Annotated in this window: 25 protein-coding genes and 1 tRNA gene; 12 read left to right on the top strand and 14 right to left on the bottom strand. The window is 37.1% G+C overall.

The features are described 5' to 3' along the window. The 8 genes from ybeD to LIX50_RS04030 all read right to left on the bottom strand — a co-directional run bounded on the left by ybeD (position 1) and on the right by LIX50_RS04030 (position 8,184). Positions 1-279 (bottom strand): DUF493 family protein YbeD, encoded by a 279-nt coding sequence (gene ybeD, locus LIX50_RS03995; protein WP_006995721.1) that lies wholly within the window; start codon positions 277-279, stop codon positions 1-3. A 103-nt stretch (positions 280-382) separates the two neighbouring features. Next, positions 383-1,564 (bottom strand): serine hydrolase, encoded by a 1,182-nt coding sequence (locus LIX50_RS04000; protein ID WP_048953798.1) that lies wholly within the window; start codon positions 1,562-1,564, stop codon positions 383-385. A 19-nt stretch (positions 1,565-1,583) separates the two neighbouring features. Further along, positions 1,584-2,441, bottom strand: a complete 858-nt coding sequence (locus LIX50_RS04005; protein WP_048953800.1) for a septal ring lytic transglycosylase RlpA family protein — start codon at positions 2,439-2,441, stop codon at positions 1,584-1,586. Positions 2,442-2,492: 51 nt separating this feature from the next. Further along, a complete protein-coding gene (gene rodA, locus LIX50_RS04010; RefSeq protein WP_048953802.1) occupies positions 2,493-3,608 on the bottom strand; it encodes a rod shape-determining protein RodA in 1,116 nt (371 codons plus the stop codon). Next, positions 3,598-5,553 (bottom strand): penicillin-binding protein 2, encoded by a 1,956-nt coding sequence (mrdA, locus tag LIX50_RS04015; protein ID WP_048953803.1) that lies wholly within the window; start codon positions 5,551-5,553, stop codon positions 3,598-3,600. Before mrdA ends, rodA begins: the two co-directional genes overlap by 11 nt. A gap of 20 nt (positions 5,554-5,573) precedes the next feature. After that, positions 5,574-6,041: a 23S rRNA (pseudouridine(1915)-N(3))-methyltransferase RlmH gene (gene rlmH / locus LIX50_RS04020; RefSeq protein WP_048953804.1), complete on the bottom strand. Its 468-nt coding sequence runs from the start codon at positions 6,039-6,041 to the stop codon at positions 5,574-5,576. A gap of 53 nt (positions 6,042-6,094) precedes the next feature. After that, entirely contained in the window at positions 6,095-6,403 is a 309-nt protein-coding gene (rsfS, locus tag LIX50_RS04025; RefSeq protein WP_005635481.1) for a ribosome silencing factor, read from the bottom strand. A gap of 125 nt (positions 6,404-6,528) precedes the next feature. Then, positions 6,529-8,184: a putative transporter gene (locus LIX50_RS04030; RefSeq protein ID WP_048953805.1), complete on the bottom strand. Its 1,656-nt coding sequence runs from the start codon at positions 8,182-8,184 to the stop codon at positions 6,529-6,531. A 204-nt stretch (positions 8,185-8,388) separates the two neighbouring features. Between LIX50_RS04030 and LIX50_RS04035 the strand changes: the two genes are divergently transcribed. The 4 genes from LIX50_RS04035 to mreD all read left to right on the top strand — a co-directional run bounded on the left by LIX50_RS04035 (position 8,389) and on the right by mreD (position 12,980). Further along, the gene (locus tag LIX50_RS04035; protein ID WP_048953806.1) at positions 8,389-10,167 is read left to right on the top strand and encodes an ABC transporter ATP-binding protein/permease; all 1,779 of its coding nucleotides are present in this window, start codon (positions 8,389-8,391) and stop codon (positions 10,165-10,167) included. A 133-nt stretch (positions 10,168-10,300) separates the two neighbouring features. After that, the gene (locus LIX50_RS04040; protein ID WP_005637582.1) at positions 10,301-11,356 is read left to right on the top strand and encodes a rod shape-determining protein; all 1,056 of its coding nucleotides are present in this window, start codon (positions 10,301-10,303) and stop codon (positions 11,354-11,356) included. A gap of 80 nt (positions 11,357-11,436) precedes the next feature. Beyond that, positions 11,437-12,492 (top strand): rod shape-determining protein MreC, encoded by a 1,056-nt coding sequence (gene mreC / locus LIX50_RS04045; protein WP_048953807.1) that lies wholly within the window; start codon positions 11,437-11,439, stop codon positions 12,490-12,492. Beyond that, positions 12,492-12,980 carry a rod shape-determining protein MreD gene (gene mreD, locus LIX50_RS04050; RefSeq protein ID WP_048953809.1) on the top strand — a complete coding sequence of 163 codons (489 nt, stop codon included), beginning with the start codon at positions 12,492-12,494 and terminating at the stop codon, positions 12,978-12,980. The genes mreC and mreD overlap by 1 nt, the downstream gene beginning before the upstream one ends. Before the next feature lie 51 nt (positions 12,981-13,031). Here mreD and LIX50_RS04055 read toward each other — a convergent pair whose 3' ends face one another. The 5 genes from LIX50_RS04055 to LIX50_RS04075 are packed head-to-tail and all read right to left on the bottom strand — an operon-like array spanning position 13,032 to position 17,129. Beyond that, positions 13,032-13,808: a TIGR01619 family protein gene (locus tag LIX50_RS04055; protein WP_009766796.1), complete on the bottom strand. Its 777-nt coding sequence runs from the start codon at positions 13,806-13,808 to the stop codon at positions 13,032-13,034. Positions 13,809-13,817: 9 nt separating this feature from the next. Continuing rightward, a complete protein-coding gene (xthA, locus tag LIX50_RS04060; protein WP_048953811.1) occupies positions 13,818-14,621 on the bottom strand; it encodes an exodeoxyribonuclease III in 804 nt (267 codons plus the stop codon). Positions 14,622-14,668: 47 nt separating this feature from the next. Further along, positions 14,669-15,343 (bottom strand): TIGR01621 family pseudouridine synthase, encoded by a 675-nt coding sequence (locus LIX50_RS04065; protein WP_048953813.1) that lies wholly within the window; start codon positions 15,341-15,343, stop codon positions 14,669-14,671. Further along, a complete protein-coding gene (locus LIX50_RS04070) occupies positions 15,343-16,407 on the bottom strand; it encodes a YcjF family protein (protein ID WP_048953815.1) in 1,065 nt (354 codons plus the stop codon). The genes LIX50_RS04065 and LIX50_RS04070 overlap by 1 nt, the downstream gene beginning before the upstream one ends. A 59-nt stretch (positions 16,408-16,466) precedes the next feature. Beyond that, the gene (locus tag LIX50_RS04075) at positions 16,467-17,129 is read right to left on the bottom strand and encodes a Bax inhibitor-1/YccA family membrane protein (RefSeq protein WP_005635459.1); all 663 of its coding nucleotides are present in this window, start codon (positions 17,127-17,129) and stop codon (positions 16,467-16,469) included. 180 nt (positions 17,130-17,309) lie between these two features. On the opposite strand from LIX50_RS04075, the gene LIX50_RS04080 reads away from it, so the two are divergent. The 8 genes from LIX50_RS04080 (at position 17,310) to mtgA (ending at position 22,624) form a co-directional block, all read left to right on the top strand. Then, positions 17,310-17,399 (top strand) — tRNA-Ser (locus tag LIX50_RS04080). Positions 17,400-17,576: 177 nt separating this feature from the next. Next, the gene (locus tag LIX50_RS04085; RefSeq protein ID WP_048953817.1) at positions 17,577-18,314 is read left to right on the top strand and encodes a hypothetical protein; all 738 of its coding nucleotides are present in this window, start codon (positions 17,577-17,579) and stop codon (positions 18,312-18,314) included. Between the two features lie 2 nt (positions 18,315-18,316). After that, complete coding sequence (locus tag LIX50_RS04090) at positions 18,317-18,874, top strand: septation protein A (RefSeq protein WP_048953818.1); 558 nt, start codon at positions 18,317-18,319, stop codon at positions 18,872-18,874. Further along, positions 18,874-19,356 carry an acyl-CoA thioester hydrolase YciA gene (gene yciA, locus LIX50_RS04095; RefSeq protein ID WP_048953819.1) on the top strand — a complete coding sequence of 161 codons (483 nt, stop codon included), beginning with the start codon at positions 18,874-18,876 and terminating at the stop codon, positions 19,354-19,356. The genes LIX50_RS04090 and yciA overlap by 1 nt, the downstream gene beginning before the upstream one ends. Positions 19,357-19,367: 11 nt before the next feature. Next, positions 19,368-19,664 carry a YciI family protein gene (locus LIX50_RS04100; protein ID WP_048953820.1) on the top strand — a complete coding sequence of 99 codons (297 nt, stop codon included), beginning with the start codon at positions 19,368-19,370 and terminating at the stop codon, positions 19,662-19,664. A gap of 111 nt (positions 19,665-19,775) precedes the next feature. Further along, on the top strand, positions 19,776-21,560 hold the full coding sequence (locus LIX50_RS04105; protein WP_048953821.1) for a transglycosylase SLT domain-containing protein: 1,785 nt from the start codon (positions 19,776-19,778) through the stop codon (positions 21,558-21,560). Positions 21,561-21,591: 31 nt separating this feature from the next. Beyond that, positions 21,592-21,897 carry a trp operon repressor gene (gene trpR / locus LIX50_RS04110; RefSeq protein ID WP_048953822.1) on the top strand — a complete coding sequence of 102 codons (306 nt, stop codon included), beginning with the start codon at positions 21,592-21,594 and terminating at the stop codon, positions 21,895-21,897. Beyond that, a complete protein-coding gene (gene mtgA / locus LIX50_RS04115) occupies positions 21,875-22,624 on the top strand; it encodes a monofunctional biosynthetic peptidoglycan transglycosylase (protein WP_373455022.1) in 750 nt (249 codons plus the stop codon). Before trpR ends, mtgA begins: the two co-directional genes overlap by 23 nt. 58 nt (positions 22,625-22,682) lie before the next feature. Here mtgA and LIX50_RS04120 read toward each other — a convergent pair whose 3' ends face one another. After that, positions 22,683-23,897: a pyridoxal phosphate-dependent aminotransferase gene (locus tag LIX50_RS04120; protein ID WP_048953823.1), complete on the bottom strand. Its 1,215-nt coding sequence runs from the start codon at positions 23,895-23,897 to the stop codon at positions 22,683-22,685. Positions 23,898-24,052 lie beyond the last annotated feature (155 nt).

Consider the following 24,052-nt stretch of genomic DNA (forward strand, 5'->3'; position numbering starts at 1 on the left):
CTAGATAACCATTTTTACGCCTTCAACTTTAGCAAGTTCTTTATAAAGTGTTTCTACTTGCTCAAAGTTTTCAGCAATAATGTCGATTGAAACCGAATTATAGGTACCTTTACTACTCCGTTTTTCCTTAGGAATATAATCGCCTTTAATGTATTTTTGAACGACTTGAATTAGATCTTGCGCTAATCCCTCGCGATTAATTCCAGCAACTTTAAATGTCATTTTTGCTGGAAATTCCATTAATTCTTTAAGTTTTGCGTAATCGTTTTCTGTTGTCATATTATTACCCAATAATAAAAATGATGTGTGGATGATACACCACCCACACATTATGAATGCCTCAGTTAAAAATGAAAAAAGTGCGGTAAGTTTCTGGCATATTTTATGCAAATAAGCCTTTTACAGTGAGCACGAGCCAATCCCAAGCTTTTCCGAAAATACCAGCTTCGCCCACTTCATCCATCACTTGTAAGTTTACCGCAGCAATATCTTTACCTTCTAATTGATAAATGACTTTACCAACGACTTGGCCTTTTGCTAAAGGCGCTTGTAAGTTTTTACTTTCTAACTCATATCGAGCTTTAAGCTCATTTTGTTTGCCTTTCGGAACAGTGATAAAACTATCTTGTAAGGTTCCTAATTTCACACTACCTTTATTACCGTAATAAACAGGTTGTTCTAAAACTTCTTTGCCTGCCTCTAACGTTTTAAATGTTTCGAAATTAGCAAAGCCCCATTGTAAAAGTTTTTTACTTTCTACTTCACGACCTTTGTAAGTTGGCACACCCATTACTACAGAAATTAAACGCATATTGTTTGGTGTAGTCGCTGAAGCAACTAAGTTATATCCGGCTTGGCTAGTATGGCCTGTTTTCATTCCATCAACATTGATGGTTTTATCCCATAATAAACCATTACGGTTAGGCTGTTTAATTTTATTAAATGTAAAATCTTTTTCTGAGTAAATTTTATATTCTTCAGGTAAATCACGAATAATATGTGCTCCAATAAGCGCCATATCACGAGCAGAAGAATATTGATTAGGATCATCCAAACCATGCGGCGTGGTGAAATTTGTATTTTTCAAATCAAATTGTTGAACATATTTGTTCATTGTTTCTACAAAGTTCGGTACATTGCCGGAGATATATTCAGCTAATGCTATTGTTGCATCATTGCCTGATACCACAATCACTCCACGATTCAAATCAGCCACTGATACCTGTGTATTTAAATCTAAAAACATTTTTGATGAGTCAGGGAAGTTACGCCCCCACGCACTCTGACCAATAGTTACCATATCGGTATTGTGAATTTTACCCTGTTTTAAAGCGGTCCCTACCACATAACTTGTCATCATTTTTGTTAATGATGCAGGATATTGACGCTGATCCGGATTAAGTGCGGTCAGAATCGCACCTGAATTGTAATCCATCAATACATAAGTTTGCGCTGTAATCTGTGGTGGTGTTATGCCATATTGCATATCTTCTGCAGAAGCAGCAAAAGTTACACTTGCCACTAATCCTGATAAAATTAAAATTCTTGTTGTTTTCGTTAACATAATGCATTCCTACAATAACTTAGTTTTTATATGTATAAACAATTAATGGCTTATTGCTCACCATTTTTTGTAATTGGCTTCTAACCTGAGTCAGTTGTTCCTTATTATCAAAAGGTCCAATATGAATTTCATATTTACCTCCAGCACGATTGACTTCAGTTTTCACATTTTCCAAAGATAATTGTGTGATCAACTTATCAGCCTGACTACGTGAAGTTAGCTCAAGCATTTTTAATCTATAACTATCTTTTTCAGAGATATTTTTTGCGGCTATCTGGCTGACTAATATATTTTTATTTAATCCCAAACGTTCTGCAGCCTCTTTTGTTTTAGCATGCATTGCTAAAGTTTTGGTTGCAGCCCCTGACAATTGTCCATTTTTCGCTACATGTAAAGCCTCAATTCTTACTTGTCCTGTGCCTCGAGCAATTAACCCTAATTCTTTAGCCGCGGCATGAGAAAGATCAATTAAACGTTTATCACTAAAAGGTCCTCGATCATTAATACGTACAATCACTTTTCGATTATTATGTAAATTCGTCACCAAGGCATAAGAATTGATTGGAAGCGTTTTATGTGCTGCAGTAAATAGAGATGAATTATAAATATCTCCGCTTGCAGTTTTGTTTCCGTTAAACTTTAAATGATAATAACTAGCTAAGCCCTCTTTACTGTAATTTTTTGCTTCATCAGCATCTTTTGTTGTATATATTTTTCCTTTCACAGAATACGTATTGGGAGCGGGAACAGTCGTAGCAATAGATAATTTATCGCCTTGAATACCATACATTTTCTGAGGATCCGCTTGTGATGGAAAAGTCGTCACTAATACAAAAAATGCAAGTGCGGTTAAATTTAATAACATTTTTAATTTCATACGTCTCTCATTCTTTTATTTCATACTTATATAAGAAAAGCAAAAATGAAATTAGTTCCCTTTCATAAATTTGCTCTTATGTGTGTGAATTGACATAAGCAATCCAAAACTTGCCATAATCGCGACATATGACGTCCCGCCATAACTAAATAATGGCAAGGGGACACCAACCACAGGCAAAATACCACTTACCATTCCAATATTCACAAACACATATACAAAGAAAATTAGCGTCGTTGCGCCCGCTAAAATACGACCAAAAGAAGTTTGCGCATTTACAGCAATCATTAAACCTCGCACTATAATAAACATATAGATTACCATTAAAATGAGGAAACCGATCATCCCATGTTCTTCACCCATTACCGCAAAAATAAAATCGGTATGAGGTTCGGGTAAAAACTCAAGCTGAGATTGCGTACCCTGCATCCAGCCTTTTCCCCAAAGGCCACCAGACCCAATCGCAATCTTTGATTGTAAAATATGATAGCCAGCACCGAGAGGGTCTTTTTCTGGGTCCAATAATGTGAGAACGCGAGTGCGTTGATAATCGTGCATTAGATATAGCCACATGATCGGAATAAATCCAGCTAAGCCAATCACTGCAGCTAAAATCAACCACCAACTCATTCCAGCTAAAAATACTACAAATAAACCTGACGCACTTACCAAAATTGATGTACCTAAATCTGGTTGTATAGCTACAAGTAAAGTAGGAATCATAATCATTGCAATCGCAATAAATGTTTCACTTAATTTAGGTGGAAGTGGACGATTACCTAAATACACAGCGACCATTAATGGCACTGCAAGCTTCACAATTTCAGAGGGTTGGAAACGAATAAAACCAAGATCGAGCCAACGTTGAGCTCCTTTACTTGTCGTACCAATCGCATCCACTAAAACTAACATTGCAAATCCAATTAGATATAAATATGGCGCAATACGTTGATAAAACTTAGGCGGAAATTGCGCAATAATCAGCATGACCATAAATCCAAGCATCACCTGTATAATACGGTTTTGGAACATGGTTTCACTCGCACCAGTGGCGCTATAAAGCACAAGCATGCCATAGGCTGTTATTGCAACTAAGCCAATAAAAAGCCAAAAATCAATATGCAAACGTTGCCATACACGCAACCAGAAAGGGATTTTATCTTCCATTTATCTGCTCGCCCTCTTGTGGTAAATCTTCTTTTTGCTGAATATTTGCATTATATTTTTCAACTTGTGGTAAACGCTGATTTAAATAGTAATCCATCACTTTACGCGCTAACGGTGCGGCATTACTTGAACCACCGCCTGCATTCTCTAAAATAACTGTCACAACCAATCTAGGGTTTTCATAAGGTGCATATGCGGTAAACCATGCGTGATCGTGCAATTCTTTTTTCAATCCAGCCGCATTGTATTTTTCATTTTCTTTGAGACTAAAAACTTGTGCCGTACCAGACTTACCCGCAACTCTATAATTAGCACCGGCAAATGCCTTTCGTCCAGTGCCTGCAGCAGAATTAACAACATTATACATTCCACGTTTTGCTGCATCCCAATAATTTTGTTTTGGCTCACTAATATCAGGATAAATCAATGGATCTTTATAAGGTGATAATTCCGCACCTTCAATAGCTTTCATTAAATGTGGTGTATTTACTTTACCGTTATTGACTAATATTGCTGTTGCTTTTGCTACTTGTAACGGCGTAGCAGTCCAATAACCTTGCCCAATACCAACTGAAATCGTATCACCCAATACCCAAGGACGTTTATAGCGTTTTTGTTTCCATTCACGACTTGGCATATTGGCAGCCGCTTCTTCCTGAATTTCAATGCCTGTTGGCATGCCGAAACCAAAGCGTTTCATCCATTCCGAAAGACGGTCTATCCCCATATTATGAGCAACTTGATAAAAATAAGTATCGGATGATTCTGTAATCGCCTTATTTAAATCCGTATAGCCATGACCTGATTTTTTCCAATCGCGAAAACGTTTTGAGGTATTCGGTAAAATCCAATAACCTGGGTCAAAAATGGTTGTATTTTGCGTAATCACATTTTCAGTTTGTGCGGCTACGGAAATAAAAGGTTTCACTGTAGAAGCGGGGGGATATACACCCTGTGTAGCCCGGCTATACAATGGACGAGCTGGATCATTTAATAAACGTTTATAATCTTCAGATGAAATGCCATCCACAAAAAGATTATTATCATAACTCGGTGTCGAGACCATTGCTAACACGCCACTATCTTTTGGATCTAGAACAATAATTGCACCTTTTTGCCCAGATAAAAGCTCCGTAATATAGCGTTGTAATTCTAAATCAATGGTGAGATGAATACTTTTTCCTGCTACAGCTGGTTGTTCTCGTAATTTACGAATTACCTTTCCACGGTTATTAATTTCAACTTCTTCAAATCCTGTTACACCATGTAAACTATCTTCATAATAACGCTCAATACCTAATTTTCCCATATCACTCGTTCCCGAGTAATTAGCAAATTTTTCCTCTTTTTTCAGACGCTCTACATCTTTATCATTAATTTTTCCCACATAACCTAAAATATGCGTCATAATCTCGCCATATAAGTAATAGCGTTTAAAGTAAGGACGTACATCTAAACTCGGGTATTGATAGCCACTCACTGCAAAACGTGCGATTTGTTCTTCTGTTAAATTAGGTTTCAATAAAATAGGCGTGTAACGCGTTCCGCGGCGACGTTCCTTTTTAAAATTTTCAATATCATTATCCGTCAATCCTACAATGTAGCGTAATTCATCTAAAGTGCGGTCTAAATTTTCAGTTTTTTCTGGCACAATGTATAAACCAAAAAAAGTGAGATTTTCGGCTAATAATTTACCGTAACGATCATAGATTAAGCCTCGCGTTGGAGGTAAAGGTAATAATTTAATTCGGTTACCATTAGAACGCGTTTGGTAAGTATCGAAATTAACAATCTGTAGCTGATAAATATTGGCGAATAACACACCCGTTAGTAGCAAAATCCCCAAAAAAGCCACTAAAGTTCGGCGTGCAAAAAGGTTACGCTCCGCTTTTTTATCGCGGAACGGTTCATGAGTTGGCGTATTGAAGAATCTTTTTAAATTCATCTGACTAAAATGAGGATTTACTATTCTCGGTGGTAAGGATGATTAGTCGTGAGCGACCACGCACGATACAAACTTTCAGCAACCACAACACGAACAAGCGGGTGAGGTAATGTCAATGGTGAAAGCGACCAGCTTTGCTCTGCAGCGGCTTTACATTCTGGCGAAAGCCCCTCTGGCCCACCGATCAACAAACATACATCGCGGCCATCGTTTTTCCAGGCTTCTAGTTGCTCGGCTAACTGTGGTGTGGTCCAAGGTTTACCTGGAATATCTAACGTCACGACTTTGCCTTTTCCACAGGCGGCTAACATCGCCTTACCTTCTTGCTCTAAAATACGTTTAATATCAGCATTTTTTCCACGCTTACCTGCTGGGATTTCAATCAGTTCAAAAGGCATATCTTTTGGGAAACGGCGTTGATATTCCTCAAAACCCATTGTAACCCAAGAAGGCATTTTTGTTCCGACAGCAATTAACGTGATTTTCACAAGTCATCCTTATCTAAAAAGTGCGGTTATTTTTCACCGCACTTTACTAAAATTTACGCCCAAAGTTTCTCTAATTGATACATTTCACGCGCGTCACGTTGCATAATATGTACGATTGCTTGACCAAGATCCACCACAATCCAATCTGCAGTATTTTTACCTTCTTCACCAAAAGTTTCAAAACCTGCTTTTTTACATTCTGTAATTAAATTATCTGCCATTGCAGAAACTTGGCGGCTCGATGTCCCCGTACAAATAATCATATTATCCGTAATTGATGATTTTCCACGTACATCAAAATGTACAATATCTGTTCCCTTTAACCCATCTAAGGTTTCCATCAAAAATTCAACTAGTGCCATTTTGTTCTCGCTTCGCAATAAAAGTGCGAGATTCTATCATTGAATACCCTCTCGCGCAAAATCCACACAAAAAATAAGCGCGAAATTAACCGCGCTTTTGTTTGTATAAATTGAACTAATTTGGACTATGCTGCCCACAATAACACAGCCAATAACTGTGGCGACATTATCCGCAAGAACATCACCAATGGATACACAGTGGCATAAGAAAGTGCTGCTGCACCGTTATCTTCTTTAATTTCATTAGCAAATGCTAAAGCTGGTGGATCTGTCATTGATCCAGCAAGTAAACCACAGATTGTAAGGTAATTCAGTTTGCCATATAGACGAGCCAAAATAGCGGTAATCATTAATGGAATAAAGGTGATAAAAATACCGTATCCCATCCATTCAAGGCCTGAGCCATTCAATAAGGTATCAAAGAAACTTCCACCTGATTTTAAACCTACCACTGCCAAGAAAAGAACAATCCCTATTTCACGCAATGCCAAGTTAGCACTAGGTGGCATAAACCAGTAAAGTTTACCAATCGTACCAATTCTCGCTAAGATCAACGCAACCACCAATGGCCCGCCAGCAAGCCCTAATTTTAACGCAACTGGGAAACCCGGAATATAGAATGGAATCGAACCAACAAGCACACCTAAACCAATACCGATAAACACAGGTAACATCTGCACTTGAAGCAATTTTTGTTGTGCGTTACCAATCACTGAAATGGCTTGATTTAGTACATCGGTACGTCCGACCATATGTAGCACATCGCCAAATTGCAGCGTAGTATTTCCAGTTGGAACCAACTCAATCCCCGCACGATTTAAGCGTGAAATAACCACCCCATATTTTTGATGAATGCCTAACGCACGGATCTTTTTGCCCAATACTTTTTCGTTCGTCACTACCACTCGCTCGGAACGAATTTCGCCACTATAGGCAACGGTTGGTGCATCAACTTCGTGCCCGATAATCAAACGCATTTTGGCAAGCGAATTATCATCCCCAACTAGTTGTAAAATATCGTTGGTACGAATCTCAGTACTTGCCTTTGGAACGATTTCCATATCATCGCGTTTTAAACGTGAACATACGACTTCTTCATCACTAAATCCTGGAATTTGAATTAACGTAAGACCATCCAGATTTTGGTTCGTCACTTTTAAAGAAATATTGTGTAAACTTTCTTTTTCTTGACCGCTCTCTGCATTAAAACGAGCGGCTTCATCGTCCACTTTGACTTTAAAAAATAAGCGTATTAACCACATTGCAAGCAAAATACCACAAATCCCGAATGGATAAGCCATCGCATAAGACATCCCCATTGTCACTGTAGTTTGTTGCACACCAAGTTCAGTCAAAATTTGCTGACCGGCACCAAGGGCTGGCGTGTTAGTTACCGCCCCAGCATAAATACCAAGTGCAATATCTAACGGAACATCCGCGACCTTATGCACGATCACCGCAGCAACAGAACCTAGTACAACGATTAAAATGGCAAAAGCATTGAGTTTTAGACCTGATTTTCGTAAAGATGCAAAAAAACCAGGCCCAACTTGGATCCCAATCGTATAAACGAACATAATCAAGCCAAATTCCTGCACAAAATGCAACGTACGTGCATCTAATTGCAAGCCATATTGATTGGTGAAATGAGCCACAATGATGCCGCCAAACAGCACACCACCGATGCCAAGCCCAACCCCTCGGATCTTCCAATGCCCGATCCATAAACCAATTACGGCAACAAGGGCAAGAAGACTAATCGTGATTGCAATATCACTCATATTGACCCCTTAAAAATGAAATTTAACTCCTTTGGATTATATCCAAGTTGTTTTTGAAAACCTTAACCAAACTCAAAAAATGCTACGTTCGTCACATTTTTTCTTGCGAAATTGAGCATAGACTCTACAATACCGAAAATTCTTGCACCTTTTACAAAAAGTGCGGTTATTTTTCACCGCTCTTTTATCTCGGATGGAATATTTATGGATTACGGCCAAGAAGCCATTACTTCTCTTATTTGGATTTTACAAACGCTAGCTATCACCTCAGTCGTCTTTAGTTTTGGCATTTTTCTTTTGGTACGTTTTACCCAATGGGGAAAACAATTTTGGATGTTTGCAGGTGGCTATCTTTCACCTAAACGCAGCATAAAACCTATCCTATTCTTTCTGCTTATTGTTGCGATGACATTACTCAGTGTGCGTATCAGCCTTGTACATTCTGAGTGGTACAAAAATATGTACACATCATTGCAAGAATTTAATGAACATGTATTTTGGCAACAAATGGGCTTGTTCTGCGTCATTGCCGCAAGTTCTGTTTCTGCGGCATTAGTAAGCTATTATTTAGAGCAACGTTTCGTCATCAACTGGATTGAGTGGCTTAACGAACAGCTTGTTGATAAATGGATGGCACACCGAGCCTATTACAAAACACAGTATTTATCAGAAAACCTAGATAACCCCGATCAACGTATTCAACAAGATGTCCAATCTTATGTAAAAACCACGCTTTCTTTAAGCACTGGAGTCATTGATGCGGTCACCTCGATGATCTCTTACACGATTTTGTTATGGGGATTAGCGGGTCCAATGATGGTACTTGGCGTGGAAATTCCACATATGATGGTGTTCTTAGTGTTTGGCTATGTCATTTTCACTAGCCTCATTGCATTTTGGCTCGGTCGTCCATTAATCTCTTTGAATTTTATTAATGAACGCTTAAACGCAAACTATCGTTATTCTTTAATTCGCATAAAAGAATATGCCGAAAGCATTGCTTTTTATGCAGGTGAAAAGGTAGAAAAAAATCAGCTTTATCAACAATTCAATTCTGTCATCCATAACATGTGGGTAATCGTATTTAGAACACTAAAATTTTCAGGATTTAACTTAGTTGTAAGTCAAGTTTCTGTTGTTTTTCCGTTGTTAATTCAAGTTGGACGTTACTTTGAAAAACAAATAAAACTCGGTGATTTAATGCAAACTTTACAAGTATTTGGAAAATTGCACAGCAATCTTTCATTTTTCCGTAATACTTACGATAGTTTTGCTGGGTATAAAGCGACACTCGATCGTTTAACTGGTTTCAGCTATGCCATTGAAATGGTTAATCATGAATCGCAAACACAAATACACAATCACCCTACAGATGTGATTTTCAAAAACTTAAGTGTTAAAAATCCATTAGGTCACACACTGGTAGAAAATCTCAACATTACGCTACCGCAAGGAAGTAGTTTACTCATTCAAGGAAAATCTGGTGCAGGAAAAACGACACTTTTACGAACAATCGCTGGACTCTGGAGCTACGCAGAAGGTGAAGTGAGTTGCCCAACAAACAGTCAACTTTTCTTATCGCAAAAACCCTATGTGCCACAAGGAAATTTGATTTCAGCATTAACTTATCCCAATAAGCCAGACAATATTTCACATACACAAGCGATAGAAATATTAAATAAAGTGCAACTAGGACATCTGGCTGAACAATTAGAAAAAGAACAAGACTGGACGCGTATTCTTTCGCTTGGTGAGCAACAGCGTTTAGCATTTGCGCGTTTGATTCTACACAAACCTGCCGTAGCCTTCTTAGATGAAGCCACCGCAAGCATGGATGAAGGTTTAGAATTTGCGATGTATCAACTATTAAAACAAGAGCTACCAAAAACCACGCTAATCAGTGTTGGCCACCGTTCAACGCTGAAAGCTTTACATCAGCAACAGCTGACTCTGCAAGATAAAGGCCAGTGGCAACTGATGTAAAAAACACGAAAAACAACTGTAATTTCAACACATTTTTTGGTACATTTAGCACAATTTTTTGCGTGCTTGGCGATGAGATAATTTCACATTTTCAGCCAAGCAAAATTAACTCTGATTTTAGAATAGGATAATTATGTTATTTAAAAAAATTCGTGGACTTTTTTCAAACGATCTTTCTATCGACTTAGGTACTGCAAACACGTTAATTTATGTGAAAGGTCAAGGTATTGTCTTAGATGAGCCTTCGGTTGTTGCAATTCGACAAGATCGTGTTGGTTCACTAAAAAGCATCGCAGCTGTAGGTAAAGAAGCGAAATTAATGCTTGGACGTACACCAAAAAGCATCGCTGCTATTCGCCCAATGAAAGATGGTGTAATCGCAGACTTCTTTGTTACAGAAAAAATGTTGCAATACTTTATCAAACAAGTTCACAGCGGTAATTTTATGCGTCCAAGCCCTCGTGTGCTTGTCTGTGTGCCTGCAGGTGCAACACAAGTAGAACGTCGTGCAATTAAAGAATCCGCAATCGGTGCTGGTGCACGTGAAGTATATTTAATTGAAGAGCCAATGGCAGCCGCAATCGGCGCTAAATTACCCGTTTCTACTGCGGTTGGTTCCATGGTAATTGACATCGGTGGTGGTACGACTGAAGTCGCTGTTATTTCCTTAAACGGTATCGTATATTCTTCTTCAGTTCGTATCGGTGGTGACCGTTTTGATGAAGCGATCATTTCTTATGTTCGCCGCACTTTTGGTTCTGTTATCGGTGAACCTACTGCTGAACGCATTAAACAAGAAATTGGTACAGCCTACATTCAAGAAGGTGATGAAATTAAAGAAATGGAAGTGCATGGTCATAATCTTGCTGAAGGTGCGCCTCGTTCATTCACCTTAACCTCACGCGATGTGTTAGAAGCTATTCAACAGCCCTTAAATGGTATTGTTGCAGCCGTTCGAACCGCACTTGAAGAATGTCAGCCAGAACATGCAGCAGACATTTTTGAGCGTGGTATGGTATTAACTGGTGGTGGTGCACTACTACGCAATATTGATATTCTCCTTTCTAAAGAATCGGGAGTGCCAGTCATCATTGCTGAAGATCCATTAACCTGTGTTGCTCGCGGTGGTGGTGAAGCGTTAGAAATGATCGATATGCACGGTGGCGATATTTTTAGTGACGAAATTTAATTTAGAACAAAAATAAAAAGTGCGGTTAAAAATGACCGCACTTTTCCTTTTAATCTTTTTATCTCAACGTAGGACGCTTAATGAAGCCTATTTTCGGTAAAGCCCCCCCGCTTGGCATTCGATTATTATTAGCTATAGCCGCTTCTCTTTCTTTAATCTTAGCTGATGGTCAAACTAATTCAATGACTAAAGTTCGCAGCGCCATGGAAACTGCAGTGGGTGGTCTCTATTATCTTGCCAATAGCCCTCGTACCGTATTAGATGGGGTATCAGATAATTTAGTAGATACCAGTAAATTACAAATCGAAAATAAAGTATTACGAGAACAATTACGTGAAAAAAATGCAGATTTACTCTTACTAGATCAACTTAAAGTCGAGAACCAGCGTTTACGTTTATTGTTAAACTCCCCTTTACGCACCGATGAATACAAAAAGATTGCGGAAATTTTAACTGCAGAAACAGATATTTATCGTCAACAAATTGTTATTAACCAAGGCGAAAAAGACGGTGCTTATGTAGGTCAGCCTGTAATTGATGAAAAAGGTGTCATTGGTCAAATTATTTCTGTGGGCGAGAACACAAGCCGAGTACTACTCTTAACTGATGTCACTCATTCTATTCCAGTACAAGTTCTACGTAATGATGTTCGCGTCATTGCAAGTGGTACAGGGCATACCGATGAGCTAACTCTTGATAATGTACCTCGTTCTGTGGATATCGAAAAAGGCGACTTACTTGTAACGTCTGGTCTTGGTGGTCGTTTCCTTGAAGGCTATCCAGTAGCGATTGTACAAAGCGTTTCACGCGATGGTTCCCATTACTTTGCGACTGTCAAAGCCAAACCTCTCGCTGCCCTTGAACGCTTACGCTATGTATTACTACTTTGGCCAAGCAATTTAGATATGTCTAAAGTAAAATCTATGTCTCCAGAAGAAGTGCGTAATTTGGTACAAAAACGTTTAGAAAGCCAAGCGAATGAAGCTGATTACAAAGTAAAAAAAGCCCCATTAACAGACGATAATCTTCAAGAAAATAAGGATAAATCAACGGTTGAACCTGAAATTCCAACCGATGCACCGCAAAATGAAGAAGCTGTACCGTCAGAACAACAAGAACATAGGGAAGAAGATTAATGCAAACTCGCTTTATTTTACAATGGCTCACAATTTTAAGCTTCTTTGTCGTGGCATTAGTGCTAGAACTCGCACCCTGGCCACTTGGTTTTCAAGCATTTAAGCCTGCTTGGTTAGTTCTCGTTTTACTTTACTGGGTTCTGGCTATTCCCAATAAAGTCAGTATTGGATGGGCATTTTTATTAGGACTTGTATGGGATTTAATCCTAGGTTCCACATTAGGCATTCATGCTTTAGTCCTTTCTGTGACAATTTATTTTGTGGTAAAAAACTATCTCGTACTCAGAAATTTATCGCTTTGGTTTCAAAGTCTTTTAGTGATTGCATTCGTATTTATTGTCAGATTAGCTATTTTCTTAGTCGAATTCTCCCTACATACCGCATTTTTTAACTGGCAAGAAATCTTTGGGGCTTTAGCGTCGGGAATACTATGGCCATGGGTATTTTTATTAATGCGTAAAATGCGCCGAAAAGTTAAATTACATTAAAAAAGAGAGATAAATATCTCTCTTTTTATGACTTACGAGCATCTAAAAAAACTAATTCAACTGCTTATTCGCATCCATCAAAGAATCACATTCCCAGCCGATATACTCTCCCGCAAATTGCCCAGCCAGTTTTTCAAACCGTTCTACTTGTTCAAAAATCTCACCATTATCTAATGAAATTTCTTGCTCTAATTTCACCAAGAAATAAGGTTCATCATCTTCATTAAACTGAATAGCTTGTGCGGAATATTGTAATGTTGTGAAAGAATAATCACCTAAACTAAGCTCATCCATGAAAGGGAACATTTTCTCTTCTTCATCAAAATGAAAACTATGCTCCACTAGATACGTATCACTTAAATCACGGCCTTTATTTTTAAGCAAATCAAGTAACTCTTCCGTTGCATTTAATTTAATCTCTAATGGAGAAGCAAGCAAAAAGTCAAAATAAGTATCCCAACTTAAATCCTTTTGCACATTAATATCTTTAACAAAATCAATTTGTTGTAAAGTTTCTACAACAAGATTTTCATGCTCACAGTAAAAATGCATTTTAGCTTGGGAATTACAAATAAAATGTCCCGCAAAAAATACATTCGGAAGTGCGGTTAATTGAGCCAGAATTTTAAATACACGATTAATTAACTTATCGTATTCAACTTCTGAGGGCAAACCTGTTTCATCATCTGCCTTATAAGCGATAGTGAATTGCACTATTTTATCGAGATCTTTACCGTGATATTTTTCAACATCTTCAATATTTGCGGTAAACACGGCAGGCATACCATTCACGGTAGAACGATAATTCTGCCAATTAGCCATATCCATTTCGCTTTCCTATTTAAATTCAGCCCAAATCGGTGCGTGATCAGACGGTTTTTCCATAGCTCGAATATCCAATGCAATGCCCACATCGACGCAGCGTTCAGCTAATTTTTGACTTACTAAAATATGATCAATTCGTAAACCTCGATTATCATCAAAACCTTTAGAACGGTAATCAAACCACGAGAATTTATCATTTGCCGTTGGATTTAGCTTACGAAAACTATCTTCTAATCCATAATCATACAAACGTTGATACCACGCTCGTTCTTCAGGTAAGAAAGAACATTTCCCCGTGCGTAACCAACGTTTACGATTTTCATCTCCGATACCAATATCTAAATCACTTGGACTAATATTCATATCACCCATAATTAAAATAGGATTCGATTTGTCGTGTTCTTTTTCTAAATACTGTTGAAGATCTGCATAAAATTTCTCTTTAGCTGGAAATTTAGTCTCGTGCGCACGGCTTTCCCCTTGAGGGAAATAGCCATTAATGACAGTCAACAAACCAAAATCAGTTTCAAGATCAGCCATAATAATGCGTTTTTGCGCATCTTCATTGTCTGTTGGAAAACCACGATGAACCGCTTTAGGTTCTTGTTTAGTCAATAATGCTACGCCATAGTGACCTTTTTGTCCGTGATGAAATACGTGATAACCTAAGTTTTCTGTAATTTCATAAGGAAAAGCCTCATCAGCGACTTTAATTTCTTGCAAGCCGATTACATCTGGCTGATATCTTTCAATAATGGCTTCAAGTTGATGTGGGCGAGCACGTAAACCATTTATATTAAAAGAGATAAATTTCATTTTTGTTCCTATTAAAGAGTAAAATTGTCTTTATTATACAGAGATTTCTATTTTGATAAAAACGGCTTTGCCAGATAAGCCTTAATTTGCTCAAACACACTGGATTTAATCCAAAATTGACCTTGAGAGGGTAAACAAGTTACCGAAATAAAATCATTCAAATAATCAAATTCCAATTGGGCAGCATGCAAATAAGTGCGGTCAATTTTTTCAGTATTTTTACCATAAAGCCTATCACCTAAAATCGGACTACCTAAACTTTTCATCGCAACACGTAATTGATGCGTTTTCCCAGTTTGTGGTTTTAAAATAAATAAACGTAAATTAGGCTCACAGCTTACACTTTCAAAACGCGTAATTGCGGGATTGTCTTTTGTTTGGCAAAGTTTCCAGGCGCCATCTCGGGCTTTCTTCATATCCCCGATAATCAAACCTTGTTTCTTTTTAGGCTTTTGGTTACTTAATGCCAGATACGTTTTATGAATTTTATGTTCAGAAAAAAGTCGTGAAAATTCAGCCGCACTTTCAGCATTCAGCGCCAAAATTAATAGCCCCGACGTCACTTTATCCAAGCGATGAACTAACCATACTTGAGGCACATTCAGTTGTTTTGCAACAAGTTCTGTTAAGCCTTGTTCTTCTTGATCTTTATGAACACTAATGCCTTCAGGCTTGTTGATAATAATAAAATCGCTATGTTGATAAACAACCTCGATTTTCATCAGACTTGCTCCTTTTTGTAAATCTTATTTTTACCGAGAACAATATCTTTCACCGAGCTAAGTAATTCCTGTTGAATATGTGAGAGCTTTGGTTTTTCATTTAATTGAAATGCTAACGGGCGACAAAGCTCCATTGCTTTCACGCCTAATCTAGCAGTGAGCAATCCCACACCGATCCCTTGAGCTATACGCGCAGAAAGCTTTGCTGTTACATCTTGAGAAAGCCAATCCATTCCAATATCTTGTGCTACTTCGGTTGCTCCAGCAAAAGCGATATTGACCAATACCATTCTTAACAATCGAATACGCGAAAAATACCCTAATTCAATCCCATAAATTTCAGCAATCTTATTCATTAATCTAAGATTTCTCCACGCAATAAAAACCATATCCACCATAGCAATTGGACTAATCGCGACAATCACAGCTGATTCAGCGGCCATTTTACTAATCAATTTTTTAGCTTGTGCATCAAAAGTAGACAAAACATTACGACTGAATAAATGAGCAATTTCTTGCGCTGAATAAGTTTCATTTAATTGATGTTGCCATTGAATTACCTCGGGAGAATCATTTTCCAAACGTAGCAATTTTGCAATATCTAAGCAAAGAACTTTGCTTTTTTCTGCGCTCTGAACAGAAAAAACATCGCCATTTTTTACCGCACTTTCTAACCAAATCTGCTGACTTTGTTGTTGCAATTGCTCACGTTTTTTTAAACGAACTAAACGTCGCCACTCGCCAATAATCTCTTTAATCCCCAATAAAATGACAATTAAACTGACTAAAGCAAAAGCAAGATAAATCCATTGATGTTGTTGATAGCTATCCCACATCCACTGCACGGATTGCGCAACCGTCGCCACACCAAATAAAAGTGCGGTAAATTTTAATACCGTTTTTCCAAAACCTGATTTTGGTTTCAATGCCTGTTCAAGTTGAGCATCAAGTAATTCCCCTTCCAAGGGTTCATCCAGCTTTGTTTCTACATGATGAAACTCTTGCTTAGGCTGATATTGTTCTTCCTCAACGTTGACTGCGTGTTCAAAAATTTGTTTTTCCATTGCCTATTCCAAAAAATAACCCCACTGAAAAGTGGGGTCACAATGTCAAAATTCAATCATTATTCATCGCTTGAGAAGATAGAAAGTAATCTTAATAAACTCAAGAATAAATTGTAGATTGAAACATAAATATTCACGGTTGCTCGAATATAATTCGTTTCACCACCGTGAATGATATTACTGGTTTCATACAAAATAGTCATTGTAGAGAACACAACAAATAATGCACTAATTGCGACTGATAACGCAGGAATTTGGAAGAAGAAACTTGCCACCATACCAAGTAATAGCACAATAAATAATGCGAACATTGCGCTTGATAAGAATGACATATCTTTTTTCGTGGTTAACACATAGGCTGAACATGCGAAGAACACAATTGCAGTTCCTGCGAATGCAAGCATAATCAAATCTTCCATTCCACGTGCCACATACATATTTAAAATTGGCCCGATGGTGTATCCCATAAATCCGGTGAAAGCAAAGGCCGCCAAAATACCAGCAGGACGATCAGCTAATTTATTTGTTAAGAAAAGTAAGCCATAAAAACCAACTAGTAACACAATAATATTTGGATATGGCAGATTTAGACTCATTGAAATAAACGCAACAACCGCTGAAAATGCCATGGTTAATCCCAATAAAAAATACGTGTTACGCAACACTTTATGTGTGCTGAGTAGCGATTCCTGCTGAGCATCCACAATAAGACGTGATTGCATAAAAGCTCCTTGTAAAATAAGTAAAAAGTCTCCTGTAAAGTAAGGGTTAGGGGTAAAAAAGTCAATGGTATTGATAGAATTAATTTCATCAAAATGAATAAATTATCATCACCTAAACTTAAATCATGAGATTTCTGTTTACATCAATAAAATATTCATTATACTACGCCCATCAATCACGGAGGAATGGTCGAGTGGTTGAAGGCACCGGTCTTGAAAACCGGCGAGGGTTTACGCCCTCCTAGGGTTCGAATCCCTATTCCTCCGCCATCAGAATTGAAGAATCCCTAAGTCGAAAGGCTTAGGGATTTTTACATTTCGTAAGCCATCTTTTCGCCTGTAAGCTTGATTATAGTTTAAGATAAACGAATATGGTAATTTTTACAATTTAAGACAATCCCAAACAAACCCTGTATAATCACCACATATTTTTATAGAGAACACCCCATGCAAATCAACTTTACCCACATATTACAAGATAGTTGGAATTTTTTTAGAAACCAACAAAAAGTCATGTTTCAATTTGTCTTAATTTTATTTATTGCACAAAATGTAGGGGCACTATTAAGCTCCCCACTCAATAATGAATCCCACAGTAATTTAAGTGAACTAGTCGATATAAATATTGAAAACATAGCCTTTTCTATTGCTATCACACAACTTTTAACAAGTTTTATCTCTACATGGGGACTCATTTCAATCCATAGTATTAGCCAGCAAAACTACCAAACTTTAACTAAAGCGTTTACTCTCACATTACGTCGTTTTCTTGGTGTTATTGTACTTAATTTACTCATGACAGCCCCAATGCTACTTGGATTAAGTGAGGCATTCGCTGCATTATTAACAAAATCCTCTCCATCAATAATATCACTTATCGCAATGCTCGTGGGAATATGGTTCTTTGTACGCTTAAATTTAACTGCAGTACACTACCTTTCAACCCAAGATGATATAAAACAAACAATCCAAAAAATTTGGATTAAAGGAAGTTCTCGTAAGAATGTATTATTTATTTATACACTATTAGTTTATTTCCTAGCTCCTATCTTAGTTTTCCAACTTACTACATTTTCAAATAATGTACTATTTGATATGGTAATCGGCATCCTTAGCGCCGTATTAAATATTTTTATGTTAGTAATAACTTATCGCTTTTATAGTTTATTTATAAAGGAAGAATAAATATGAAACAACTACTTGAATTTATCCCTTTAGTACTATTTTTTGTTACATACAAACTTGCCGGCGTACGCGATGCAGCTATCGTGCTTGTGATCGCAACCATTATTCAGCTAATTGTTTTGAAATGGAAATATAGCAAAATTGAAAAACAACAAAAAATCATGGCTGGTTCAGTTATTTTCTTCGGTTTATTAACAGCATATTTCAATGAAATTCGCTATCTTCAATGGAAAGTAACAATTATTAATGCATTATTTGCTATTATTTTATTAATTGCACAATTCCAATTTAAAATACCCTTAGTGAAAAAGTTACTAGGAAAAGAAGTGCAATTACCAGATAAAGTATGGAATACTCTAAATCTCGGCTGGGCACTATTTTTTATTATTTGTATGTTGGTAAATATTTATATTAGCCATAATATGTCAGAAGAGGCATGGGTAGATTTCAAATCTTTTGGTATTCTTGGAATGACTGTGATTGCGACTCTTATTTCAGGTGCATATATTTATCGCTATTTACCCAAAGATAAAACGCATTCAAAAGACGGAGAAAAATAATGTCTTCTAATTTTCTTATTGATAAAAACGGTCGACAGTCAAAAGGTGTTCTCTTATTAAGAACACTTGCAATGCCATCAAACACTAACGCCAATGGTGATATATTCGGCGGTTGGATTATGTCTCAAATGGATATGGGGGGAGCCATTTTAGCTAAAGAAATAGCTCATGGTCGAGTCGTAACCGTTGCTGTTGAAAATATGAATTTCATCAAACCTATTTCAGTTGGAGATGTCGTTTGTTGTTACGGGCAATGTCTAAAAGTAGGCCGTTCATCCATTAAAATAAAAGTAGAAGTTTGGGTAAAAAAAGTTGCTAGTGAACCTATTGGTGAACGCTATTGCGTGACAGATGCAGTATTTACTTTTGTTGCTGTCGATAGCAATGGTAAATCACGTACAATTCCGCGTGAAAATAATCATGAATTAGAAAAAGCACTCGCTTTGATTGCAGAACTTGAATCTGAACAAACTAATCAATAAAAGGAGCCATTATGTACTACGTTATTTTTGCTCAAGATATTCCAAATACGTTAGAAAAACGTCTTGCTGTGCGTGAGCAACATTTAGCCCGCTTAAAACAACTTCAAAAAGAAAATCGTCTGCTCATTGCTGGCCCAAATCCAGCAATTGATGATGAAAATCCTGGTGAAGCAGGTTTTACAGGTTCAACAGTCATTGCACAATTTGAAAACCTGCAAGCAGCCAAAAATTGGGCTGCGCAAGATCCTTATGTGGAAGCAGGCGTATACGGTGAAGTAATTATAAAACCATTCAAAAAAGTGTTTTAGCATTTCTAGATATGTGAATTCGAAAGGCTTATCCAAAAATAAAAATGTGTGTGAAATCAGTATATTTCACACACTCATATACGATTCCATGAATAAAAAACGTTTCATTCTATGAAAAAACAAGTTCTTATTTTCCTCACTGTTTTTACTATACTTTCCACATTGGCTGAAGAGCCTACTATAACCAATAATCCCTCCGTTATTAATCTAGAACAAGAAAAACAAATTTGGAAACAAACACAGCACCAATCGTATTTGACTCACTTAGCGCAACGTGAGACTTTCTTACAAATTGAAAACCTATTAAAAAGTGCGGTTAGAAATCAACAATTTTCTGAAAACACCCAAGAGCTTACGAAGAATTTAATTAGATCAATCCCTGAGTATCCTTTACAAATGGATCTCATTTTACGTTTTTGGGAAACAAAAATTCGATTTTTGAAATCTAATGATGAAAAAAATATATCTCTGGCAAACAATGAACTCGACAAACTTATCGCTCAAAATCCCCTATTTATAACCAAATCATTGAAAGAGTTAAAACAAAAATTGAAAAATCTTATCAGTGATTCCAAAGATATTTCAGATAAAACTATACAAGATAAAGATTTACAGGATAAAGTGGTTCAAATAGAGGATCCAGCTAAGTTACCTGAAATTATAGAAAATAGCGCTCCCTCTACCTTAAAAAAAGATGTTTTACTTGAGGCCTTCCCTCGGTATCTAAAAACACGTCCAGAAAAAATACAGAACCCAAGTTTTGTACCTTATCAACAATGGGCTGAAATTTGGCGACTTTCAGAAGATGAGCTAAAACAATGGAAAATCGCATTTTTGACACGTTTTTTTGATAATGAAAATACTGATTTCCAAGCATGGCGGGATACACAAATAACTCAATTAAAAACCGATAATCTTACTGAACGTCGTTTACGAATGGCTATCTGGCAAAAAAATGACCTCACCCCCTGGCTTTCTTTGCTTTCTGATACAGCAAAAGAAAAACAAGAATGGCGTTACTGGATAGCCAAAAATGATAAACAAAATATAACAGAAAAACTTACCGCTCTTTCTCAAGAACGTGGTTTTTATCCTATGTTGGCGGCAGCTCAATTAAAAAAAATTTATAAAATTGACATCCCTCACTCACCTAATCTTAGCATAGAAGAACAAAAATCATTTGAGAGCGCATTTAATATAATTTCTGAATTACGTGAGCTGGGGCGATACGGATTAGCCAAACAACGTTGGCGAGTATTATTAGATAATACTGATTTCAATACACAGCTAAAACTTGCAAAATATGCACAAGAACAACAATGGTATGAATTGTCAGTTGATAGTACCATTGTCGCCAAAGCTTGGGATTATCTTAATTTGCGTCTGCCGAATGCTTATTCTGATTATTTTGATATTGCGTTAAAGAACTTAAACATCAGTAAAACCTTTTCTATGGCAATTGCTCGTCAGGAAAGCGCTTGGAATCCAATGGCTCTATCATCAGCAAATGCCAAAGGACTCATGCAACTTTTACCAACAACCGCTAAATTAACTGCTGAAAATAATCAAATTCCATATTTAAATGAACAAGATTTATTTAAGCCATTAAATAATATTTTGCTCGGCACGGCACATTTGAATGACCTTAATAACCTATATCCAAATAATAGAATATTAATTGCCGCATCTTACAATGCAGGTACAAATCGAGTAAATCAATGGCTCTACCGTGCCAATAATAAGCTAACATTAGATGAATTTGTCACATCAATTCCGTTTTATGAAACTCGTGATTATGTTCAAAATACTATTGTCTATGATTTTTACTATCAAATTTTACAACAAAAAGAAAATCCACAAATGTTTAGCCAAGAAGAATGGGATCGGCTATACTAAACGCACTAGTTTAATAGTATAAGGTGATAACATGTATATTAGTCGCAATTTAGAACAATGGAATGCATTTTTGTCCATGCTACAGACTGCTTTTAAAGAAAACAAAGCTCAAGAATTGCTAACCTTGTTATTAACTGCTGACGAACGCGACGCAGTGGGATTACGCCTACAAATTGTTTCACAATTATTGGATAAAAATCTTTCTCAACGTGAAATTCAACAAAATTTGAATACAAGTGCCGCCACTATTACACGTGGTTCTAATATGATAAAAATAATGGATTCAGATTTTATGAAATGGGTGAAAGAACATCTTGATAACATTGAAAAAAAGTAAACGGATTTTTACCGCACTGTCTAACTTATCTCTTCCCCAATGGTGGCAAAAAAATTGGCAACGCGTTGCCTTTCTATTTTTCCTCACCATTTTTATTTTTTTATTCATTTTTCGTTTTCTGCCGATCCCCTTTTCAGCCTATATGGTACAACAAAAAATTGGGCATATTCTACAAGGTGATTTTCGTTATAAAATGCAATATGATTGGGTGAATTTAGAAAACATATCCCCCTCTGCTCAACTCGCTGTTATTGCATCTGAAGATCAACGCTTTCCTGATCACTTTGGTTTTGATTTTGAGGCGATTCAACAAGCCATAAAATACAACGAAAAATCTCCCAAAAGGGTTCGTGGTGCCTCTACAATCTCTCAGCAAACTGCAAAAAACCTCATTCTTTGGCATGGACAAAATTGGTTACGTAAAGGATTAGAAGTCCCTGCGACCCTACTACTCGAAATCACTTGGTCTAAAAAAAGAATTTTAGAAGTCTATTTAAATATTGCTGAGTTTGGTAATGGAATATTCGGTATTGAAGCGGCAAGTCACTATTATTTCAAAAAGGCAGCAAAAAATTTAACCTCAAATGAAGCTGCACTTCTTGCAGCTATTTTACCCAATCCGATTATTTATAATGCGAATAAACCAAGTGCTTTAATACGTAAAAAACAAGCATGGATATTGCGTCAAATGAGGAATTTAGGTACCGAATATCTCAACGACTTATAATATAAAAAGGGGAATGATTCTAGTCCTCCCCCTTTTTAAATCCCGTTCAACACCATCATTACTGATGATAACTTTCCAAAAATCTTCCTAATTTTATAATGGCTTCTTCAAGTTGATTCACATAAGGAAGGGTCACAACACGGAAGTGATCAGGTGAATGCCAATTAAATCCTTTACCGTGCACAAGTAGTACTTTTTCTTGGCGGAGCAAATCTAGCACCATTTTTTCATCACTATGAATATTGAATTTTTTCACATCAATTTTCGGGAACATATACATCGCCCCCATTGGTTTCACGCAAGTAATGCCTGGAATTTGAGTGATGAGATCGTAGGCTTTATTACGTTGCTCAAGTAATCTGCCGCCCGGTAAAATAAATTCATTAATACTTTGATAGCCACCAAGTGCGGTTTGAATTGCATGTTGCATTGGTACGTTAGCGCATAAACGCATTGATGCCAGCATATCCAAGCCTTCAATATAACCTTTCGCATTATGTTTTGGTCCGTTCAAAATCATCCAGCCTTGGCGGAAGCCTGCAACTCGATAAGCTTTTGATAAACCATTCAGAGTAACGGTTAATAAATCAGGAGCAAGTGCGGCAATATGATGATGTACTGCGCCATCATATAAAATTTTGTCGTAGATTTCGTCAGCGAAGATAATCAAATTATTTTGGCGAGCGATTTCTACAATTTCTTGTAATAATTCTTTGCTGTACACCGCGCCAGTTGGGTTGTTCGGGTTGATGATGACAATCGCTTTAGTCTTCGCATTCACCTTGGCTTTAATATCATCAATAGCGGGAAACCAATTTGCTTCTTCATCACAAAGGTAATGAACAGCTTTACCGCCAGAAAGTGTTACCGCAGCAGTCCAAAGCGGATAATCAGGCATCGGCACGAGTACTTCATCGCCATCATTGAGTAATGCTTGCATAGCCATTGTGATAAGCTCAGATACGCCGTTGCCAATATATACATCATTGACGGTCGCGCCGTGAATCCCTTTTGATTGATAATATTGAACAATGGCTTTACGAGCAGAATATAACCCCTTTGAATCACAGTAGCCTTGCGCTGATGGCAAATTACGTAATACGTCAACCAAAATTTCATCAGGTGCTTCAAAGCCGAAAGGTGCGGGATTGCCGATATTAAGTTTTAAAATTTTATTGCCTTCTTCTTCTAAGCGTAGTGCTTCTTTGTGCACTGGTCCGCGAATGTCATAACATACGTGTTCTAATTTGTCGGATTTTGGGAATAATCGCATAGTGAAATCCTTTTATTTCTAATAAATTTTTCGAGAAAAGTGCGGTTAATTTACGCTGAATTTTCAATATTGAAAAGATTTTGTAAAAAAATTTTTTGTCATTAACAATCTGCGGTAGAATATGGCTAATTTTTTGTGTATTTAAAACAAAATCT

It is taken from the genome of Haemophilus sp. Marseille-P9675 (genome assembly GCF_916862695.1).
In the GTDB taxonomy this organism is placed as follows: domain Bacteria; phylum Pseudomonadota; class Gammaproteobacteria; order Enterobacterales; family Pasteurellaceae; genus Haemophilus; species Haemophilus haemolyticus_K.

What these genes read in the sequence shown, in the direction of transcription:
- mreC (WP_048953807.1), top strand. Translation starts at nt 11,437, where the DNA reads ATGAAGCCTATTTTCGGTAAAGCCCCCCCGCTTGGCATTCGATTATTA.
- trpR (WP_048953822.1), top strand. Translation starts at nt 21,592, where the DNA reads ATGTATATTAGTCGCAATTTAGAACAATGGAATGCATTTTTGTCCATG.
- LIX50_RS04040 (WP_005637582.1), top strand. Translation starts at nt 10,301, where the DNA reads ATGTTATTTAAAAAAATTCGTGGACTTTTTTCAAACGATCTTTCTATC.
- xthA (WP_048953811.1), bottom strand. Translation starts at nt 14,621, where the DNA reads ATGAAATTTATCTCTTTTAATATAAATGGTTTACGTGCTCGCCCACAT.
- LIX50_RS04070 (WP_048953815.1), bottom strand. Translation starts at nt 16,407, where the DNA reads ATGGAAAAACAAATTTTTGAACACGCAGTCAACGTTGAGGAAGAACAA.
- LIX50_RS04005 (WP_048953800.1), bottom strand. Translation starts at nt 2,441, where the DNA reads ATGAAATTAAAAATGTTATTAAATTTAACCGCACTTGCATTTTTTGTA.
- rsfS (WP_005635481.1), bottom strand. Translation starts at nt 6,403, where the DNA reads ATGGCACTAGTTGAATTTTTGATGGAAACCTTAGATGGGTTAAAGGGA.
- LIX50_RS04120 (WP_048953823.1), bottom strand. Translation starts at nt 23,897, where the DNA reads ATGCGATTATTCCCAAAATCCGACAAATTAGAACACGTATGTTATGAC.
- mrdA (WP_048953803.1), bottom strand. Translation starts at nt 5,553, where the DNA reads ATGAATTTAAAAAGATTCTTCAATACGCCAACTCATGAACCGTTCCGC.
- rodA (WP_048953802.1), bottom strand. Translation starts at nt 3,608, where the DNA reads ATGGAAGATAAAATCCCTTTCTGGTTGCGTGTATGGCAACGTTTGCAT.
- ybeD (WP_006995721.1), bottom strand. Translation starts at nt 279, where the DNA reads ATGACAACAGAAAACGATTACGCAAAACTTAAAGAATTAATGGAATTT.
- LIX50_RS04055 (WP_009766796.1), bottom strand. Translation starts at nt 13,808, where the DNA reads ATGGATATGGCTAATTGGCAGAATTATCGTTCTACCGTGAATGGTATG.
- mreD (WP_048953809.1), top strand. Translation starts at nt 12,492, where the DNA reads ATGCAAACTCGCTTTATTTTACAATGGCTCACAATTTTAAGCTTCTTT.
- LIX50_RS04100 (WP_048953820.1), top strand. Translation starts at nt 19,368, where the DNA reads ATGTACTACGTTATTTTTGCTCAAGATATTCCAAATACGTTAGAAAAA.
- LIX50_RS04085 (WP_048953817.1), top strand. Translation starts at nt 17,577, where the DNA reads ATGCAAATCAACTTTACCCACATATTACAAGATAGTTGGAATTTTTTT.
- LIX50_RS04030 (WP_048953805.1), bottom strand. Translation starts at nt 8,184, where the DNA reads ATGAGTGATATTGCAATCACGATTAGTCTTCTTGCCCTTGTTGCCGTA.
- LIX50_RS04090 (WP_048953818.1), top strand. Translation starts at nt 18,317, where the DNA reads ATGAAACAACTACTTGAATTTATCCCTTTAGTACTATTTTTTGTTACA.
- LIX50_RS04065 (WP_048953813.1), bottom strand. Translation starts at nt 15,343, where the DNA reads ATGAAAATCGAGGTTGTTTATCAACATAGCGATTTTATTATTATCAAC.
- yciA (WP_048953819.1), top strand. Translation starts at nt 18,874, where the DNA reads ATGTCTTCTAATTTTCTTATTGATAAAAACGGTCGACAGTCAAAAGGT.
- LIX50_RS04035 (WP_048953806.1), top strand. Translation starts at nt 8,389, where the DNA reads ATGGATTACGGCCAAGAAGCCATTACTTCTCTTATTTGGATTTTACAA.
- LIX50_RS04075 (WP_005635459.1), bottom strand. Translation starts at nt 17,129, where the DNA reads ATGCAATCACGTCTTATTGTGGATGCTCAGCAGGAATCGCTACTCAGC.
- LIX50_RS04105 (WP_048953821.1), top strand. Translation starts at nt 19,776, where the DNA reads ATGAAAAAACAAGTTCTTATTTTCCTCACTGTTTTTACTATACTTTCC.
- LIX50_RS04000 (WP_048953798.1), bottom strand. Translation starts at nt 1,564, where the DNA reads ATGTTAACGAAAACAACAAGAATTTTAATTTTATCAGGATTAGTGGCA.